This is a genomic window from Akkermansiaceae bacterium (genome assembly GCA_024233115.1).
Taxonomy (GTDB): domain Bacteria; phylum Verrucomicrobiota; class Verrucomicrobiia; order Verrucomicrobiales; family Akkermansiaceae; genus Oceaniferula.
On sequence record JACKQB010000004.1, the window covers coordinates 143,501 to 160,888 of the forward strand.

The following is a 17,388-nucleotide window of genomic DNA, read 5'->3' on the forward strand; positions in this document are numbered from 1 at the left end:
GCTAGATCTTGCCTTCCCGCACCCCGCCGGCGAAGTTGGTCTGCCAGTAGTTGCCAGTCTCGACGTGCAGGCATGTCAGGTATCCGCCGCGGCCTACGTCGGTATCGATGCAGACGGCGTGGCCAAGGTTGGCGGGAACATGGGATTTTTGGGCGGTATGGCCGCAGACCATGACCTTGCCGGACATATGGGGTCTGGGTGTGCCAAACTTCTTGTGGATCAGAGTAAAGGGCTGTTGCTGGTCGAGAGGAACGTCGTGCTCCAGGTTGGCGTGCACGAAGATGTGGGTATCGGTTTCCAGATAAGGGCGGCACTTGCGGAGAAACTCCCAGTGGCAATCCGGGATATCGTCGAAACCTCCAGGACCGTAGGACTCAAGCGTTTCAGGCCCCCCCCATACCCGGAGCCAGTGATCGCGGTCGGTCAGATCCATTTCCGAGAGAAAAAACTTCTCCTCGTGATTGCCCGAGAGAAAGGTGATATTCCATTTCTGCTGATGCAGGTGGATAAGGAAATCGATCACACCTTTGCAATCAGGACCCCGGTCGATGTAGTCGCCCATAAAGATGATACGGTCGTCGGGTTGGGGGTCGATGACCTCCCAGAGTTGTTGAAGCGGGGCAAGGCAGCCGTGTATGTCTCCGATGGCAAGTGTTCTCATGTCGGGGAAAAGTGTAAGCATGGATCTTACTAACCGACACGCATTTTTTGACCCTAACGGGAGCAGGCCAGTCAGTTTGCACCCGGCTACCCGGGCATAAGCTCGGCGGCTTTGCGGGCGCTCCCGTAGGCAGCGGCCCCATCGCCACCGATCGCCCACTCGATCAGGGTGGTTGGCGCGTGAGGTGGCAGCGGGCATCGTTGGTAGGGCAGCATGGCTCTCTCTGCGAAGCCCTTTCTCACTTCTTCAATAAACCAGTCACGGAATCCGGTTTCGGCCAGGCCACCACCGATGGTGATCAATCCCGGGTCAAGAATACTGGCGAGATCCCCGAGCCCGTGGCCTAATACATTGGCCTGTAGAGCAAAGATTTCGCGGGCGAGCTGGTCTCCTTCTTCAGCGTAGTCACGCACCTGGAAAGCCTTTTCCTCGATCGGAGCATCTGACTTCGCCAGTGGGTGCCCGCTGTATTGCGGTTGGGTGAGAGCGTTGGCGAGCTGTCGGCGCAATGCGATCAGTGACACCCATGCCTCCATACAGCCTTTGCGGCCACGGCCATCGACCGGCAGTTCGCCGTTTTCAAAACGCGGCACCGAGAGGTCGCCCACTTCCAGGGCGAGGCCGGTATTGCCTTCATAAAGTAATCCGCCGGGCATCACCATACCACCGCCCAGACCAGTGCCGGGAGCCACGTAGAGCAACCCGCCCTGATGGTCCCGACGATACATCCACTCGCCAAAAGCGGCGGCGTTACAGTCGTTGGTCATAATCACCGGTTTACCGACCGCTTTGGAAAACTCTCCCTGGATATCCGTGCCCACCCAGTCATCACCGAGATTGGCTTTCCCCCAGACCACGCCATTCGAACAGGGCGCCGGCACGTCCAGCCCGACGGCGGCAATGTCATCGGTGGTAATCCCCGCTTGCTGTGCGAGTTCAGACATCGCTTCGCGCAATTGGCCGAAAGTCCGGCGATATCCCTCTTTTACGAAACTACGTACCTCGATGAGTTCACCAACAAGCTCGCCAGTAGTGTCAACAAGCATGCATTTAATCGTAGTTCCTCCGATGTCGAGTCCGGCAAAATAGTTTTTCATGTGGAGTATTTATACGAGCTGCGTTTATTGAGCGCAACTTTACAGTTGGCCATCGACATTGGAAACAACGGCTTACCCCCACTCACCATTTCCGACCACGCATGTTTTTTGAATTTCGTTTTACATCACCTCCTTGAGTCGACTCAGAACGCACAGCTGCATCAGTATGCCCTGGAATCAGGGCGCATTTTCATACTGGAAAACCTCGTAATTTCGCTGCCGGAAAGTCGACAACATTTCACGCGCTGCCACTTCCTGTAACTGTTGGTTCAGCCGGCCCCCCTCCAGCAAGGCGTGCTTCAATATCTGGCCGGCTTGGTTTCTTGGTTTCCGTTGATAGAATTTTATCTTGTCATGCGAGCCGATACTATGCTTTGATCTCCGATGCTTTAATGATGTACAACTCCTCCTAGCCATGAAATACAACCACATTCCAGAACACCGTCTTGCCACGGGCATACTGCTTGCTGTCGTAGTTTTCTGCTTTTCATCGATCACCAGCTACAGCGCCGAAGTTACAATCAGTCTAAGAATCGAACTCGACAGCTCTCTCATAGAAGATAACAACGGTAGTGTGTTTCTGGACCCATTTCATCCTGAAACCGGTGCTACCCAGTTTACCAGTGACGAGGCATCCGGAGGGTTTAGTGCCAACGCCCTATCCACCCGTCTCTACGCCGAAGCTCGCTATGAATCTGGGTTTCTGTCAAATCCTGATGCCTCGGTTAATCTTAACATAAGGGACATTGTCACGGTCGGGCATGGACTGGAAGCCGGAAACATGGGTATAATGAGATTCAGCTATCAAGTCACAGGTGACCTGAAAAACGACGTCAGCACTCCCCCACTCAATGCCTACGGGTTATCCGAATGGAGCTTACGAACGCGTCTGACATCAGGAGGTTTTGACCAAACAAGGGGTGGCAGTCTACGCACCGACACAGGGGCAACCGGTGATGCCATCCCCGCCAATACCGGACTCACGCTCACCTACGACCTCCCGATCACCTTTGGCGCGCAGTTTGAATTCCACAGGGAATTTACAACCCATGCCATGATCGACAGCCAGAGTGAAGACCTCGGCGACGCATCATGGAGAATTGCCGCTAACCTGCAGTATTCTTTCAACTACATGGGAGCTGAATTCCTCGTTTCCGATGGTTCCGGGGGATACACACCTTTGGACAACGGGGACATTTCCATCACCTCCGCATCTGGCTCTGATTACCGATTTGCAGGTAATGCGCCAGCTCAAGTCCCCGAACCATCCGCTGGTATCATGTTGATCATTGCGGGAACCTTGATGCTTGGACGAAAACGGAAAGGTTCACGGTAAATTTGTGTTCCGCATAGTGTTCATACAATAAACAGAGGCCGTCGCCGCTGATCATCGTGCGAGCTTAGTGCGCGCCCTTCAACAGGGCGTCAAAATACTGGGGCATGTTGCTTTCGAAAGTCATCCAATCATCGGTATAGGGATGTTTAATCGTTAGCGAGCCTGCGTGGAGCATCAGACGCTTAGTTCCCTTTTCACCCTTGCCGTATTTTTTATCACCCACCACCGGGCACCCGCAATCGGCAAGCTGCACCCTGATCTGGTGTTTTTTTCCTGACATCAAATCAATTTTTAGAAGACTGTACCCCTTGGTTTTCCTGACCACTTGATAAGCGGTTTTTGCCAGCTTGCCATCGTCAGCAGACTTTACGGAAACCATTTTATGCACGCCGTTTTCCGCCAAGTGGGAGGCAAGCACGCCCTTTTCCTCCGGAGGACGACCGCGCACCACGGCATGATAGGTTTTCTGGAAACCCTCCCATTCCTTCTGTAGCCTGCTTTTCATGTCGACAGACTTGGCAAACACTAACAGCCCCGATGTCTCGCGGTCGAGACGATGCACGACAAACACCCGGCTCCGCGATTTGGCCTGCCCTTTGCGCACGTATTCCATCAGATAGGCATAAGCCGTCCGGTCCCGCTCGCGGTCAGTGCTTACCGTCAACAGTCCGCTTGGCTTATCGACCACCAGGATGTCGTGATCCTCGTAGATAATGGGCAGACTGCTGGGATGAAACCTTTTCGGGGTGGGCTTAAATGGTTTTGCTGGTTTGGGCATCGAATTTTGAATGCAAATGTTAGGCAACTATCGCCAGCAATGAATGAACACTTCCAGCATCCGTCGGGCGGTGATTGTGACCCATTCTAGCCCATGCCGCGCGAACTGCGAGCCAAATAGAGGCTGTATACTCACTTAAGGGATTGCGCGTCCCGCTTTGCCCCTCTACTTGTGTATCATCTCCATCGCCGCCCTGCTATTCCTGAGATGTTCCTTGTTTCCAGGTTCTAACTCAGCGGCCCTTTGGAAGGCCTCAGCACTCGCTTGCCAGCGTTTGCCATAAAAGCGTGCTGCACCCAGATTGGACCAGACCTTGGGTGAGTCTGGCTCAACACAGCTCCACTGGAGGTATACCTGTTCGGCGGCAAGGTAGTTTTTCCGCTCTATCCAGATACTTCCAAGACCACTCATTGCCCGTATATTTCCGGGCGAAACCTCAAGTTGCTTGAGGTAGGCTGACAGTGCCTCATCATCCCGCCCAAGTGCCTGGTAGCTGACACCAAGATTGACGTAGGCGGCTTGGTGATCCGGCCGGATCGTAATAGCCTTCTCGAAACAGCTTATGGCCTCATCGATACGACCCGCTTCATGGAGTGCCGTCCCCGCCATATCGTAGGCAGCGTAGTTATCCGGCACCACATCTACAGCATGCTGTGCCAGGCTCAGTGTGTTTCGCCAGACACGGCACTGATGATAGGACTGGAATGCCATGATGCCGAGTAACGCTATGGCTGAAACGCTTGCGATCCAGCGCTGTTCCCGTCTCGACATCTGAAGTGTGTCGAGGACATCAGACGTTCCCCACACAACGATGATGAAAATCCCAATCGAAGACAAATAGAGGTATCGATCAGGAAGAAAAGATTCCCCCACTGGGACGAGACCAATCGTCGGCGCCAGTGCCACAAGAAACCAGAGCCACCCTGTCAGGACATATCGATATCCACGATGGGCCGCCCACAACGAGAACCCGCTGACCGCACCAACCACTACTGCTGTTGTGATGAGTTTCAATGTGGATACCCGGTCGGGATAGGGATAGAAGTAGGCGAGATCCACCGGATAGAAAACCTTGCCAAGATAAAGCGCATAGTTATGCATCGCCATGGCGGCCTTTTCCACTGGACCGAGCAGGCTTCCCGTCGCTGCATTGCCACTCTCAGACTGGAAATAGAGGGCAAGCAAACCACCCACCACCGAGAGAGCTAAAAGGGGGATTTTCTCGATAGCCAGATTTCTTATTCTGCACCACTGCCACCGCCAACGGTCAAGAGGCCAGTAGTCGAACACAAGCAGGAGGACTGGAATTACCACGGCCACAGGTTTCGCCAGAATGGCCAGAAGCACAGGACCACAGACCATGGCATAGTTGATCCGCGTCGGCACCCGGGTATATCGGCAGTAGGCAATCAAGGCGGCGAAAACAAAACAAGCGGCCATTGTATCCTTCCGCTGGGATATCCATGCGATGGATTCGACGTTTGCGGGATGCAGCGCAAACAGGGCGGCGACCACGGCACTCGGCCAGAGCCTGCCCGCCAGCGAGCGCAGCGCGAGAAAGAGCAGTATGGAGGCCAACGCGTGCCAGGCAACATTAGCGAGGTGATGGAATCCCGCATCCAGCCCGAACCAGCTCACATCGGCCATATGCGAGATCGTGGTAACTGGATGATAGAGGTTGATTTCGGCACGGGTGAATGCGTGCACCAAGCCGTCGATGGTTAATCCACGCATGACCACTGTATTCTCTGTCAGGGTAAGCGGGTCATCGTAACGAACAAACTCGAAGGTCGCCGTCTGCGCGTAAACGATAGCGACGGCACACGCCAGGGCGATGCAAACGATCGAACTCCGGTACGTATTTTTTCTACTCACAAGGCACCGAGTCTGGGAAATCTTGCGAGAAAAGTAAAGCCGTGCATGGGTGGATATGCTTTTATCAGGAGCTTCAAGCAGGCAAGACCTGCTGTTCGGCAAATCTACCTAACATTACACCAGCCGCCCCTATGAAGAACCGCCAACTACTCTGCCGATGGTTCGTAAACAACCCGCATACCAATGGTGGACTTTTCTTTATCGGCAGGTTGATTCATCCGGGCTGCCGGGCGAATCCAATCATAACTGCTGATCCAGCCTGAGCCGCGCACAACCTTGTTGTCACTGACAAACCCTTGCGGATCGATTACCGGGCCTTGCGGGTATTTCCCGATACCCGAGCTCGTCCACTCCTCGACATTACCTAACACATCATACAGGCCCCACGCATTCGCCTTGAGTTGGCCGACAGGATGCGTCTTGTACTTGGCGTTGTCATAGAACCATGCCCGCTCCGCGATCCATGCTTTACGCTCGGAGGTTTTCATCGGTTTGAAATCGACCGTTTCCCCTGCACGCGCGGCATACTCCCACTCGGCCTCTGTCGGAAGCCGGTAGTTCTTCCCTTCTTTTTTTGATAGCTGCTGACAGAAATCCTGTGCCTGTTGCCAGGTGATTTTTTCAACCGGCAGATCGTCACCTTTAAAGTTCGATGGTGAATCCACACCCATCACGGCCTTCCATTGTGACTGTGTCACTTCTGTGGTGGCGATGTAGTAGGGGCGGGTAATTTTAACCTGATGTTGGGTTTCATTATCGTGTCGGTTCGGCTCGTCTTCCGAACTCCCCATCAAAAACTCACCGGGCTTGACGAGGACGAGTTTCATGCCGATTCCGTTAGTGACGGATGCGGCCAACTTCGATACATCCGCGATGGGACCCGTAGGTTTTTCCATTTCCTTTGGTGGCTCTGGAAAGTCCGCACCCTGGTAATCGGTCGGTTTGGTAAAGAGCGCAGGATCAGGATTCCCGGGAGTGATACGCGTCGCCACCACAGTGACAGTCGTCCCGTTTTCCAACACAACCATTTTCAATACGCTCCCTTTTTCAACGGGGATCGACATGGGTAGTGGTGCTGTGGTCCGGTTATTTGGAAACTGAAAATCGTAGCGATGACCGCTGAAGTCAATATCCTCAGCCACCCATATGTGGGCCACCGCGTCCGGCTTGACGAAGGCGGATTTCAGCACCTTGTATTTTTTCGTCTGATGACCTGCTATCTCAAGTGTTTCATCGGTCGCCTCCAGCTCGGTCTTAAAATGATGGACCATGAATTTCCGCACCTCCTCCTTGTATGAATCAATATTCGCGGCTCCTCCCAGCGTGCTTGTTTTTTTGTTAGTGTTCAGCATCAGCGCCGACGTCGATCCATTTTTGATCACAAAACTACCTTCGTTCATACCACCCACCTCGTCCTGGCGGTAAGCGTGCGGGGCGATGTGCACGGTGATTTTGCCAGGAGCGAGGTCTTTAAACATTTTTTCGCCCGCTCCGCCCATGGCTGATTGCTCAAAGACAATACTCCCCGTAAATGGTTCGGCAACGGAATTGGATACCCAGATAAACGGGATGGCTACGACTGATAAAAGGGATAAGTTCCTCATGATCATTGCATCATGAAATGAATTGGCCTAAAATTCAAGTTGAAAGCTTGCTCGCTTGGTTGAATTTCAAGCAGCGTTTAAGCCGCTACTTCATTTCCCGACCCTTCTCCCTCCCATTCCGCTTGCTTCCCTGCGCCCGTCCCTCATGTTCGGGGCATGACAAGTGAAGAGACTTCGGAACCCCACAAGCGCCGGGTAAGATATAGGGGCAGGAACCCGCGGCGCTTCGAGGACAAATACAAAGAGCTCAATCCAGAACGCTACGCGGATACTGTGGCCCATGTCCTGGCTGGTGGCAAAACTCCCGCCGGGCAACATGTGCCTATCATGGTGGGCGAAATCATGCAGGCACTCTCTGTCCAACCGGGTCAACGGGTGGTCGACAGCACGCTCGGATATGGTGGTCACGCCATAGAACTATTAAAAGCCATACAACCCGGCGGTTGCCTGCTCGGTGTAGACCAGGATCCCATCGAGTTGCCCAAAACCGAGACGCGTCTGCGCTCGGCCGGTTTCCCGGCTGAATCCCTCAAGTGCGAGCGCACCAACTTCGTCGCCCTGCGCGCTGTGCTGGCAAAAACCGGCTGGCACGACGGCGCCGATGCCATTCTCGCCGACCTCGGTGTCTCTTCGATGCAGATTGACAACCCCGCACGCGGGTTCAGCTTCAAGCACCAGGGGCCGCTCGACATGCGTATGAACCCTAACAAAGGGGTGTCAGCCAGTGCCTTGATCAAAAAGCTCAACGAACAGGACCTCGCAGACCTATTGCGCGAAAACGCAGATGAGCCCAACGCCTCGCGACTGGCCAGCGCCTTGGCCCATCAGGCATTTGACACCACCGGAGAACTCGCCCGTGCCATTGCGCAGGCCCTGCCCCGATCCTACGATGCGGACCGTATCAAACTCAGCCAGCGTCTTGTTTTCCAGGCACTCCGCATCGCGGTCAACGATGAATTCAAAGTCCTCGACGGCTGGCTGCGCGAACTCCCCGACTGCTTGAGGCCGGGCGGACGCGTCGCGGTCCTGGCCTTCCACAGCGGCGAGGACCGACGGGTGAAAAACGCCTTCAAAGAGGGGCTCGCAAGCGGGGCCTATAGTGCCATCAGCGACAATGTCATTCGCGCCTCACACAGCGAGAAATACGACAATCCAAGGGCTAGCTCCGCCAAGCTGCGCTGGGCAGTAAAAACACCATAGCGCCAGACCCCAACATGGCGACGCTTTGTCGGCGCAATCTATTCCAGGTTCAGGAGCACCCCATGCCCGCGTTCCAAATAAATATTTACTTAACATATTGATTCGCATAACATCAATCCTTGCACGTTATCACAGAATGAATAAATACATGATTCTTGGACATCCAGGGCATGAGTTGAGAGCCTACCGCTGGATGGAAATACACCGACCCGAGGTCTTTGTGCTCACCAATGGCTCAGGGTCCTTGAGTGAAGGGCGTATCGAATCCACGGATAAGGTGGTTGTCAATGCCGATGCCAGCCAAGGAAGTTTCTTTGGCAAAATGCAAGACGGGGACTTCTATCATGATCTGTTAGCGATGGATGCCACTCGATTTACCGCAGCTTTGGTGGATATCTATCAATCAGTCTCCGCAGCTGGCCCTCGCGAGTTAACCATTGTTGGTGATTCAATCGAAGGTTATAACACCGCACATGACATGACACGCTACATGATCAACATTCTCTGTGCACGGCTGCGCGCGGAAGAATATGTTGTCGATAATTTTTCGTTTAACCTGGTGGACAACCCGGCTGAGACTGCATTACTCGCGAAGGATCATGATCAGATCATCCACTTGGATGATCATGATTTTCAAAGAAAGCTTGCGGCGGCACACAATTATCCCGAACTTGCCGAGGAGGTGGAAATGGCTATTGCACACGCTGGCGCCGATGCCTTTAAAACTGAGGTATTACTATATCAGAATGCCTCATCACCGGAAATCCCTGCACCCCAAGAACCTGTCTATTATGAAACCTATGGGCGCAAGCGTGTCGCAGAAGGTAAGTATGCAGACCTGATTCTATTTTCAACACACGTACTTCCATTCGCGAAAGCGTGCCGTGAACAATTCCATGCATCTTGCTAACAGACTGAGCCGCATGCGAATTTTGATTACCAATGGCGCCTTAAGCCGCCGCTCCGGCACAGAACGATATGCCGTTGAACTGGCCGAGGGCTTGCGCAAGCGCGGCCATGAGGTGCTGCTTTTCAGTCCATGCCTCGGCAATACAGCAGCAGAACTACAAGCTGACGGGTTTACGGTCACGGACGACCTTGCCTCCATTTTGGAAACTCCGGACATGATCCATGGTCAGCACGTCGTGGTGTCTTTGCGTGCAGCTTGCGCCTTTCCTGAAGCTCCGTTGTTATATGTTTGCCATGATGGCCTCAGTCGTGCAGACGAGCCAACACCTGGGTATATGACAGATGCCTACGCGGCCGTAGACCGGTTCACAGCCAGGAGAATCACCAATACCACGGGAGTGGGCAGAGAAGCCGTGCACCTGCTTGGAAATGTTGTTGATGTGGATCGATTCCAGCAACGCAGCACCTTTGCAGATACCCCACGCAAGGCGTTGATCTATTCCGGCTCGATCCGCACGGATGCACATTTCCAACTCATCCGGAAAGTATGCATAGAACTTGGTCTCGAATTACATGAAGCCGGTGAACGAGCCGATGGGTTTTTTGATCAACCGGAAGAACATTTACATGAGTATGATATTATTTTCTGCAAGGCTCGTTGTGCGATGGAGGCGATGGCTTCAGGTGCTTATGTCATTCTAATCGGCGACAATGGAATGGGTGAGGAAGTCGATTTGCAGAATATCGAGGAGTTACGTCACTTGAACTTTGGCCGTGAAGCACTCTGCCTTCCTCATTCCGAGGAATTTTTGCGCAAGCGCATCACCTCCTATGATGCCGGGATTTCCAAGCAGGTTTCCGACTGGGTAAGGCAAAACCTGACACCTGATGCATGGCTGGACAAAGTTGAGAGCACCTACCAAACCGTAGTGGCCAAACCATCAATTAGACTGGGCATTCGAAACTTCCCCGAAGGATCCCCGACTGAATTTCGAGGGTGGAAACTTCAATTCCATGGGAAATCGCATCAGATGGAATGTGTGAAAATGAAGGGCACCCAAGTCAAACTCTCAAAAATCCTCCGTGAATGCAACCGCATCTGGCATCAGATGAAATCCAGTATGGGAAAGATAAGTGAGCGTTCGAAGTAGGCGGTATCATCTGTCGCTCGTGATTTTCCCTACGATCTACGCAACTGGTTGAGCTACACCTTGAGTGAATAAAAAGAATCATGTAAATCACCATCGTTTTATGGATTGCAATCTACATGGTAGGTTGCTCCAGTCATGTATCCAACCCACGCAGCGAGTGCACAGCAGGTAAAGAGGTGTAAATATACCTGATCCTCTGTTTGCCGGGATAAACACAGTTGTTCGCAGCGGCTCCTTGTAGCATCAGTCAAGCTGGTGGGTTGATACAGAACTACAAAATATAACTCGCTCATCACAACATATCATCGCTAGGGTATGGACTGGTAAGGATACGCATTGACATGAAAATCCAGATTATATCGCTACTCCTGTTTGGTGTCCATCCGCTGACACAGGCGGAGACACTCAAGTGGAATGTCCGTGCCCAATACGGCATGACCGCCGGTGGTATCGGACAGGCGGTGAAGGATGCCAAAAGCCACTTCAACAAATCACCCAATGATGTGATTATGCTGGAGTTCGACAAAGGGACGTTTTCATTGGAAGACAACAGCGACAGCATGGGTACCATTGATCTGAGCGGGGTCAAGCCCGGCCCGGAAGGGCGCCTCGTTTTTCAGGGCAAGGGTATGGATGAAACCGTGTTGGTCTTCGGTGATAACAAACATGCCATTTTTGGACGGGACGTGTACCGCGTCACCTTCGCCGACATGCATATGACCCGAAAGAATTACACCGTCAGTCAAGGGCTCGTCATCGAAACCTCACCCGGAAAAGTGATGCTTGAGATCCAGAGGGGATTTCCAACCCCCGCGATGATCTTTAATCCCCAAAGCGATCAGGGACGTTATCTGAGGCGTTACACTAACAGCAGGAACGACCCCCATTTGATCGAGGCAGACAACCACCAGATTCCCTGGGTCCGCGCGAGGCATCTCCGGGGCCGGCTGTGGGAGATCGAGTTCAAGAGGAAGAGTCATGTGGCGAACTATCCCAAAGGCGCATTGATTGGCATCAAGTCAAAACACGGCGGGCAGACATACTGGCTTTCCAAGGGCTCGGATTTTATTTTCAATTCCGTCAAATGGACACAAAAGACGCGTGGCGTATTCCGAGGCGGCTTCCAGAAAGTGCAAATCCTGCATTGCGTGACAGACCGGTCGCCGCCGATCAACGGTCAGACGCCCTGTCTGGCGGCCCCCGGCGGTGGCCCACAGATCGGGCAACCAAACGATCCGACCTCATCAGGCCACCTTGTGAACCAATGCCGGTTTATCGCATCAGGGGATGATGCCGTCGCGTTCTTTAATTCCACCGGTATCATCCGCGGCTGCTATATCCGCGATGCCTTTTGTCGTGGTATCCTTGTTGCGAACGGACCCGCTACCGTGTTGGAAAAAAACACCCTCATCCGCTGTCCGGTGCAGAATAGCAAGGATCACCGTTTCCATGAAAAGGCGGTCTGGCTTAACAACAATGATAAGAGTCGCGGCAAATAGCTTGACCTCCATACCACTGCCATGACACCCATGATACAACAACCACTCATCCATTTTATGAAAATCCCCCTACTCACTACCGTCCTGCTCACCCTCTGTCCCCTCACCCAGGCTGGACCGGCAGGTGCAGTTGATTCCAAGGCGCTCGCTGAAGAGGTGGGCTCGCTGCGTAATGCCAAGGTTGCCATCAAGCTATCCGATCCAAAAACGCAACTGACCTTTTTCAGCAGCGGTATATCCAAACAAGATCATGAGGCGCTCAAACGTGTCGTGCCCAATCTCAGGATTGTGTCCGGACTATCCCCAAAAGAGGCGCTGGCCCGTGCCAGCGAGGCCCACGGAATTGACGCCGCTTATGCCAGCCCCGCGTTTTTTCAAAAAGCACCCAAGCTCGCCTGGGTCCAGGTCATGAGTGCCGGTGTCGACCGATACCTCGGCATCGACCCATTGATGAAAAACGACTCCATCGTACTCACGAACTGTCGTGGTGTTCACGGGCCAGCCATTGCCGACCACGCCATGGGCATGCTTCTAACAATCACTCGCAACCTGCGGGAGTATGGGAATCGCCAGGATGACGGCACCTGGTCGCGGGGCAACACCAAGACCCAATCTGTCGCCCTGCAGGGAAAGACCATGCTGGTCATTGGGCTCGGTGGCATTGGGACGGAAATCGCCCAGCGCGCACACGGATTCGGCATGCGGGTGATTGGCACACGTCGAAGCGATACACCGTCGCCCGGCTACATCGCCAAGGTTGGCAAACCTAACGACCTTCTCAAGATGCTGCCCGAGGCCGACGTCGTTGTTATTGCCGTGCCCCTCACACCTGAGACAAAACACATGATCAACAAGGCCGCCATAAGCGCGATGAAGCCCGGCAGTTACCTGGTCAACATCGCGCGTGGAAAAATTGTCGACACCGAAGCTTTGGTGGCGGCACTGAAATCAGGCAAGCTGGCCGGTGCCTGCCTGGACGTCACCGACCCCGAACCGTTGCCCGGCAATCACGCCCTCTGGACGATGCCCAACGTCGTTATCACCCCCCACGTGGCCGGACAATCCGAGATCACCAGCGAACGACGTAATGCCCTCCTACGCGAAAACCTCAGACGGTTCGCCGCCGGCGAGCCCCTGCTCAATGTGGTTGATAAAAGGCTGGGGTACTAAAGCCCAATAGTTCATAAAAAGCCCACCCCATGTAGCGGCATTCACAACTCACTGGATAAAACTCATTTTCCATTTTATTCCCACGATCTCTCCAACATAATGCACTCGACCACTCCACCGGGACAACACTTTTCTAACAGTCACATTTTTCTATTCAGCTTGTGTGCACTTCTCTGTCTGCCCGGCTGCCGAGAGTCGGAAGCTAAATTTACCGACACCTACTACGTGTCGACCGATGGTGACGATCAAAATCCGGGAACATCGCTGAAACAGCCCTTTGCCACCATCCAACGTGCGGTGGACATCATGGAGCCGGGTGAAACCTGCGTGATTCGCGGCGGTGTTTACCGTGAATCGGTATGCTTCAATGGCAAGTCCGGGGCGCCGGGCCAACCCATCACCTTGACCAGCTACAAAGATGAAAAGGTGATCCTGGACGGAACAGAAAAAATCGACGGCGCGTGGTCGGTGGATGTGGGCAATGTCTACAAAACCACCACGCAGCAGGATATCACCCAGCTGTTTGTCGATGGAAAACTGATGACCTTGGCGCGTTTCCCGAATGCCCTGGCATTTTCCGACGAGGTTTGGCACCGGACTGCCGCCCGCTGCCACCGGTCCCGGGAAACAAGGAATGAACGCGGCGGCGGTCACGTCGTTGACGGCGGTCATGGGGAAAAGGCGATTGCGCATGCGGGCTATTCTTTCAACGGCTGTGTGGCGCTGATGAACTTCGGCGCCCATGCAACCGGCACCCGTATCGTGGAGAATCACCAAGCAGGGTCAGCTGAGTTCGATTACCGCCCTGAGCTGATGAAGTTCAAAACCACCCTGGGGTATTTCTTCGAGGGTGGAGTCGGCAACGCGGAGCGCCGGATGCTCGACACGGCTCAAGAGTGGGCCTTCGATGAAACCAACCAAACACTCTACCTTTGGGCCGACAACGGAGAATCCCCTGAAGGCCGGGGAGTTTACGGAAAAACGAGGACCTTCGCCATCACCGGCGATGCGGCGAGCCAACACATCGTCGTCGATGGCTTGAACTTTTTTGCCACGACCTTCTCATTCAACAACTCCGACCATATCACGATCAAGAATTGCGACTTCAAATACTACGCCTGCTCGAAGCGTGCCCTGGGGGTCCTCGGGCCGTCGGAAACAGCGAGCTTCACTGGCACGGAAGACGATTTCTGCTCCCATATCACCGTTTACAACTGCACGTTCCGCTATGCCGATGCCAGCGCCATCACGGGCGATTTTGTGGAGGACATCCTGATCGAAAACAACCTGTTTACCTACATCGACTATGCCTGTGCCAACAACGACAACGGTATGGGAAAACCCTTTGATCCGAGCAGTACGTTGAATTTCGATAAAGTCGCGGATTTGACTTACCGTCGCAACACCCTTTCGGTTTGTGGCAATGCCCAGGGGTTTTCAGCGAACCGCTACCAAAAGCGGAACATCAAACGCTTCAGTGTATCCAACTACGACCCCACGGCGATTCGACCCATCGTGTGCGAGTGGAACTTTCACACCCGATGCGGCCTCCTGCACACGGACGGCTCATCCATGTATATCCCGGATGAACACATGATGGAATCAGTGGTTCGCTACAACTGGTTGATCAACAACGGACAAAGGGACCTTCGCTGGGACGGGGCGAACAAACCACTAACAGGCGTACACGGCAACCTCTATCGCAATGTGGCGATGAGCGGGAATCTCAAAAAAATGTCTCCCTCGGGAGGGAATGGTTTCCGGGTGAAGGGAAGTTATCACGAGGTCTACCACAACCTCGGTATCAACAGGGGCAGCGAGTTGAACATCGCCACCGAAAAGGGGGGTAACGCAGAGACCATCACCCGCAACAATGCCGCGAGCATGCTAACAGACCAGCCGGTGCCCGGGATCAGTTCCAATAACTACGGCGATAAACGGAAAAGTGAACGACGCTTGAAGGATATGCTTCGCGATCCGGTCAACTGGGATTTCCGACCTCGGGCCGATGCCGTGGAGCTGATCGACAAGGCCGTACCCGTGACCTGCTCGATCAAAGGTGTGTCAGTACCAGTCAACGCGGGCTTCACCGGTGGGGCACCGGACATCGGAACGTATGAGTATGGGGCGGACAGCTACTGGATTCCCGGTCGACAAGATGCCAAGGCTTCGATGCCAGTTCCTAAAATGGCGGCGGAGGGAGTCCCGGTCGATGCGGATCTCATGTATTTGAGTGGCTTGGGAGGTGTGCGTGCCAGAATCCATCTTGGAACCAAGCGGGAGAATCTTGTGTTAGTATCCACAAAAAACAACCCGCAGAACATCGTCAGCCTGACCGGTGAGCATGCCTTGCAGAAGGAGACCACCTACTTTTGGCGTGTGGACACGGAGCAGCCCGGGGGGGCTGTTGTCATGGGAGATGTCTGGTCGTTCACCACCGCCGCCGGTGGCCAGGCCCCGGCAGCCAAGGTGCCCGGCAAGCACAACGGGAAGAATAAGACCAGGGAATAGTGCAGCAACCAGGGCGGCGACAGGGCGGATTATTGGGAGGCTCCAATGTGATAACGGGCCATGAGATAGCGACTGATTACGTCAAGCTCTTGTTGGCTGAGGGGGCGGTCAAAAACCAGGAAGCGGGAAATTTCGCCGATAAACGATTCAAAACCGGGGTGATTGGTTGCGTCGCGCTCCTGGCCAATCGCCATCTTCGATGCATTGGCCTTCGGGTTTACCGGCATTTTTCCAGTGGCCACCGCTGTCGCTGAATCCACAAACAGATCCAAATCCACAACGCCTTTTCCCGATCCCATACGACCCATCACGAGATAATACCGGTGCAAGGTCAATGGCGTTGGAGCGATCACCTTCGGGTTCCTTTTATCCCATAACGCCTGTTTTCCTTCCTTCACTTTCGGCCAACATCGCGAACCCATCCAGACACGATGATCGTCGGCGATACATCCCCAGAAACCTTCGTAGTTTGGTCCATTTTTCAGATTGCCAAAAAATGAATGCACATCCTTCTTTCCCTTGACCTGCCTAGCAATCGACATCACAGAAATCCAGGTGTATCCATTTCCTGTTAGCAAAGGATCGAAAACATCCTCATCCATGTTGACCAGCTCCTGACGGTGAAAGGCGAGGGTGTGATGGCCGCCGATTTTCCGCACGTTTTTCAACAGGGAGGGTCGACCCGAGCCCGGCACCTTCCGGCCGGGATCGCGCTTCACAAAGACCCCGGCCGCATTCCCCTTGATCTGGTTATGCCACGCCTTGACCTTGTTTCCCTCTTCAACCTCCACGCCTTTATCGGCATCAAGATCGAGCAGCAATCCCTTGTTGACAGGCAAGCCTGTTTCCACGGACTGCCCGGTATTAATCGTCTTCGCCAAGATCCCCGTCGCCTCTGAACATTCCGCAAGGGATACCACGGAATGGCAGCCGATCCATATCATCATCATGCGTGATATCCGTTTCATTCTTTTCATCTATGCCGAGCTTTGTCTGTTCCAGGGGACACTGCCACACAACACTACAACCAACAAAGCGGTTGTTGCAACGAAGATCCGACCGAGGAAGCCACTTGGTGATGACCTCCGTCATTCACTGCGACCTGGATCGACAAGTATGAAGCTCACCCGCGCGTCCCCTGGAGCCCTAATCCCACCTTGACCCGGATACCAATCCCCCATAGGTTATGCTTGTCTTATCACCCTTTGATGCCTGCACCTGACAACCCAGTTTCCAGCTCTCCACATGAATACCGACACCCAGGACCCGGACCATACCCAGGACAACAGTGAATGGTTTGACTCAGCCCAGCTTTTGCTTTCCGAGAAACGCACAGCCCTCTCGGTACTGCGCACGGGCTCGGCCATTTTTGTTTTGCCGCTCTCTGTTTTGAGTCTTCTGATAGCGACCGCCAAGTCCTACCAGGACCAGAGTGTCATCCACCTTCTCTTGCCATTGCTCATCATTTGCGCGGCCTTGATTGTGTTGGCCATATTTTTAATTGCGCAAGCGATACGCCACCTCCGGCACTATGAGCAGTTGTTGTATGAACTGAAAAAATCCCATCCCGTTCTGGGTAAACTCATCGACTAAGCCC

Annotated in this window: 14 protein-coding genes; 8 read left to right on the forward strand and 6 right to left on the reverse strand. The window is 53.8% G+C overall.

All coding sequences use genetic code 11. The annotated features are described in order from the left end of the window. Nucleotide 1: 1 nt before the first annotated feature. Both H7A51_11635 and H7A51_11640 read right to left on the reverse strand, forming a co-directional pair. A complete protein-coding gene (locus tag H7A51_11635; GenBank protein ID MCP5536867.1) occupies nucleotides 2-661 on the reverse strand; it encodes a serine/threonine protein phosphatase in 660 nt (219 codons plus the stop codon). An 86-nt stretch (nucleotides 662-747) separates the two neighbouring features. Then, nucleotides 748-1,758, reverse strand: coding sequence for an ROK family protein (locus H7A51_11640; GenBank protein MCP5536868.1), 1,011 nt, complete (start codon nucleotides 1,756-1,758; stop codon nucleotides 748-750). Between the two features lie 415 nt (nucleotides 1,759-2,173). On the opposite strand from H7A51_11640, the gene H7A51_11645 reads away from it, so the two are divergent. Then, on the forward strand, nucleotides 2,174-3,094 hold the full coding sequence (locus tag H7A51_11645) for a PEP-CTERM sorting domain-containing protein (protein ID MCP5536869.1): 921 nt from the start codon (nucleotides 2,174-2,176) through the stop codon (nucleotides 3,092-3,094). Between the two features lie 64 nt (nucleotides 3,095-3,158). Here the strand turns inward: H7A51_11645 and H7A51_11650 are convergent, their stop codons facing one another. The 3 genes from H7A51_11650 to H7A51_11660 form a co-directional block, all read right to left on the reverse strand. Further along, nucleotides 3,159-3,872, reverse strand: a complete 714-nt coding sequence (locus tag H7A51_11650) for an RluA family pseudouridine synthase (protein ID MCP5536870.1) — start codon at nucleotides 3,870-3,872, stop codon at nucleotides 3,159-3,161. A gap of 165 nt (nucleotides 3,873-4,037) precedes the next feature. Beyond that, nucleotides 4,038-5,747 carry a tetratricopeptide repeat protein gene (locus tag H7A51_11655; protein ID MCP5536871.1) on the reverse strand — a complete coding sequence of 570 codons (1,710 nt, stop codon included), beginning with the start codon at nucleotides 5,745-5,747 and terminating at the stop codon, nucleotides 4,038-4,040. Nucleotides 5,748-5,893: 146 nt separating this feature from the next. Then, nucleotides 5,894-7,351 carry an SUMF1/EgtB/PvdO family nonheme iron enzyme gene (locus H7A51_11660; protein MCP5536872.1) on the reverse strand — a complete coding sequence of 486 codons (1,458 nt, stop codon included), beginning with the start codon at nucleotides 7,349-7,351 and terminating at the stop codon, nucleotides 5,894-5,896. 156 nt (nucleotides 7,352-7,507) lie between these two features. Between H7A51_11660 and rsmH the strand changes: the two genes are divergently transcribed. The 6 genes from rsmH (at nucleotide 7,508) to H7A51_11690 (ending at nucleotide 15,791) form a co-directional block, all read left to right on the forward strand. Then, entirely contained in the window at nucleotides 7,508-8,551 is a 1,044-nt protein-coding gene (gene rsmH / locus H7A51_11665) for a 16S rRNA (cytosine(1402)-N(4))-methyltransferase RsmH (protein ID MCP5536873.1), read from the forward strand. Between the two features lie 136 nt (nucleotides 8,552-8,687). Further along, on the forward strand, nucleotides 8,688-9,461 hold the full coding sequence (locus H7A51_11670; protein ID MCP5536874.1) for a hypothetical protein: 774 nt from the start codon (nucleotides 8,688-8,690) through the stop codon (nucleotides 9,459-9,461). Then, nucleotides 9,448-10,611 (forward strand): glycosyltransferase family 4 protein, encoded by a 1,164-nt coding sequence (locus tag H7A51_11675; GenBank protein MCP5536875.1) that lies wholly within the window; start codon nucleotides 9,448-9,450, stop codon nucleotides 10,609-10,611. The genes H7A51_11670 and H7A51_11675 overlap by 14 nt, the downstream gene beginning before the upstream one ends. Before the next feature lie 341 nt (nucleotides 10,612-10,952). Continuing rightward, nucleotides 10,953-12,110: a hypothetical protein gene (locus H7A51_11680; protein MCP5536876.1), complete on the forward strand. Its 1,158-nt coding sequence runs from the start codon at nucleotides 10,953-10,955 to the stop codon at nucleotides 12,108-12,110. 57 nt (nucleotides 12,111-12,167) lie between these two features. Next, a complete protein-coding gene (locus H7A51_11685; protein MCP5536877.1) occupies nucleotides 12,168-13,280 on the forward strand; it encodes a D-2-hydroxyacid dehydrogenase in 1,113 nt (370 codons plus the stop codon). Nucleotides 13,281-13,379: 99 nt separating this feature from the next. After that, on the forward strand, nucleotides 13,380-15,791 hold the full coding sequence (locus H7A51_11690) for a hypothetical protein (protein MCP5536878.1): 2,412 nt from the start codon (nucleotides 13,380-13,382) through the stop codon (nucleotides 15,789-15,791). 29 nt (nucleotides 15,792-15,820) lie between these two features. Here the strand turns inward: H7A51_11690 and H7A51_11695 are convergent, their stop codons facing one another. Continuing rightward, the gene (locus tag H7A51_11695; GenBank protein MCP5536879.1) at nucleotides 15,821-16,759 is read right to left on the reverse strand and encodes a hypothetical protein; all 939 of its coding nucleotides are present in this window, start codon (nucleotides 16,757-16,759) and stop codon (nucleotides 15,821-15,823) included. A 346-nt stretch (nucleotides 16,760-17,105) separates the two neighbouring features. Here H7A51_11695 and H7A51_11700 point away from each other — a divergent pair, with 346 nt between their 5' ends. Then, nucleotides 17,106-17,384, forward strand: coding sequence for a hypothetical protein (locus H7A51_11700; GenBank protein ID MCP5536880.1), 279 nt, complete (start codon nucleotides 17,106-17,108; stop codon nucleotides 17,382-17,384). Nucleotides 17,385-17,388: the final 4 nt, after the last annotated feature.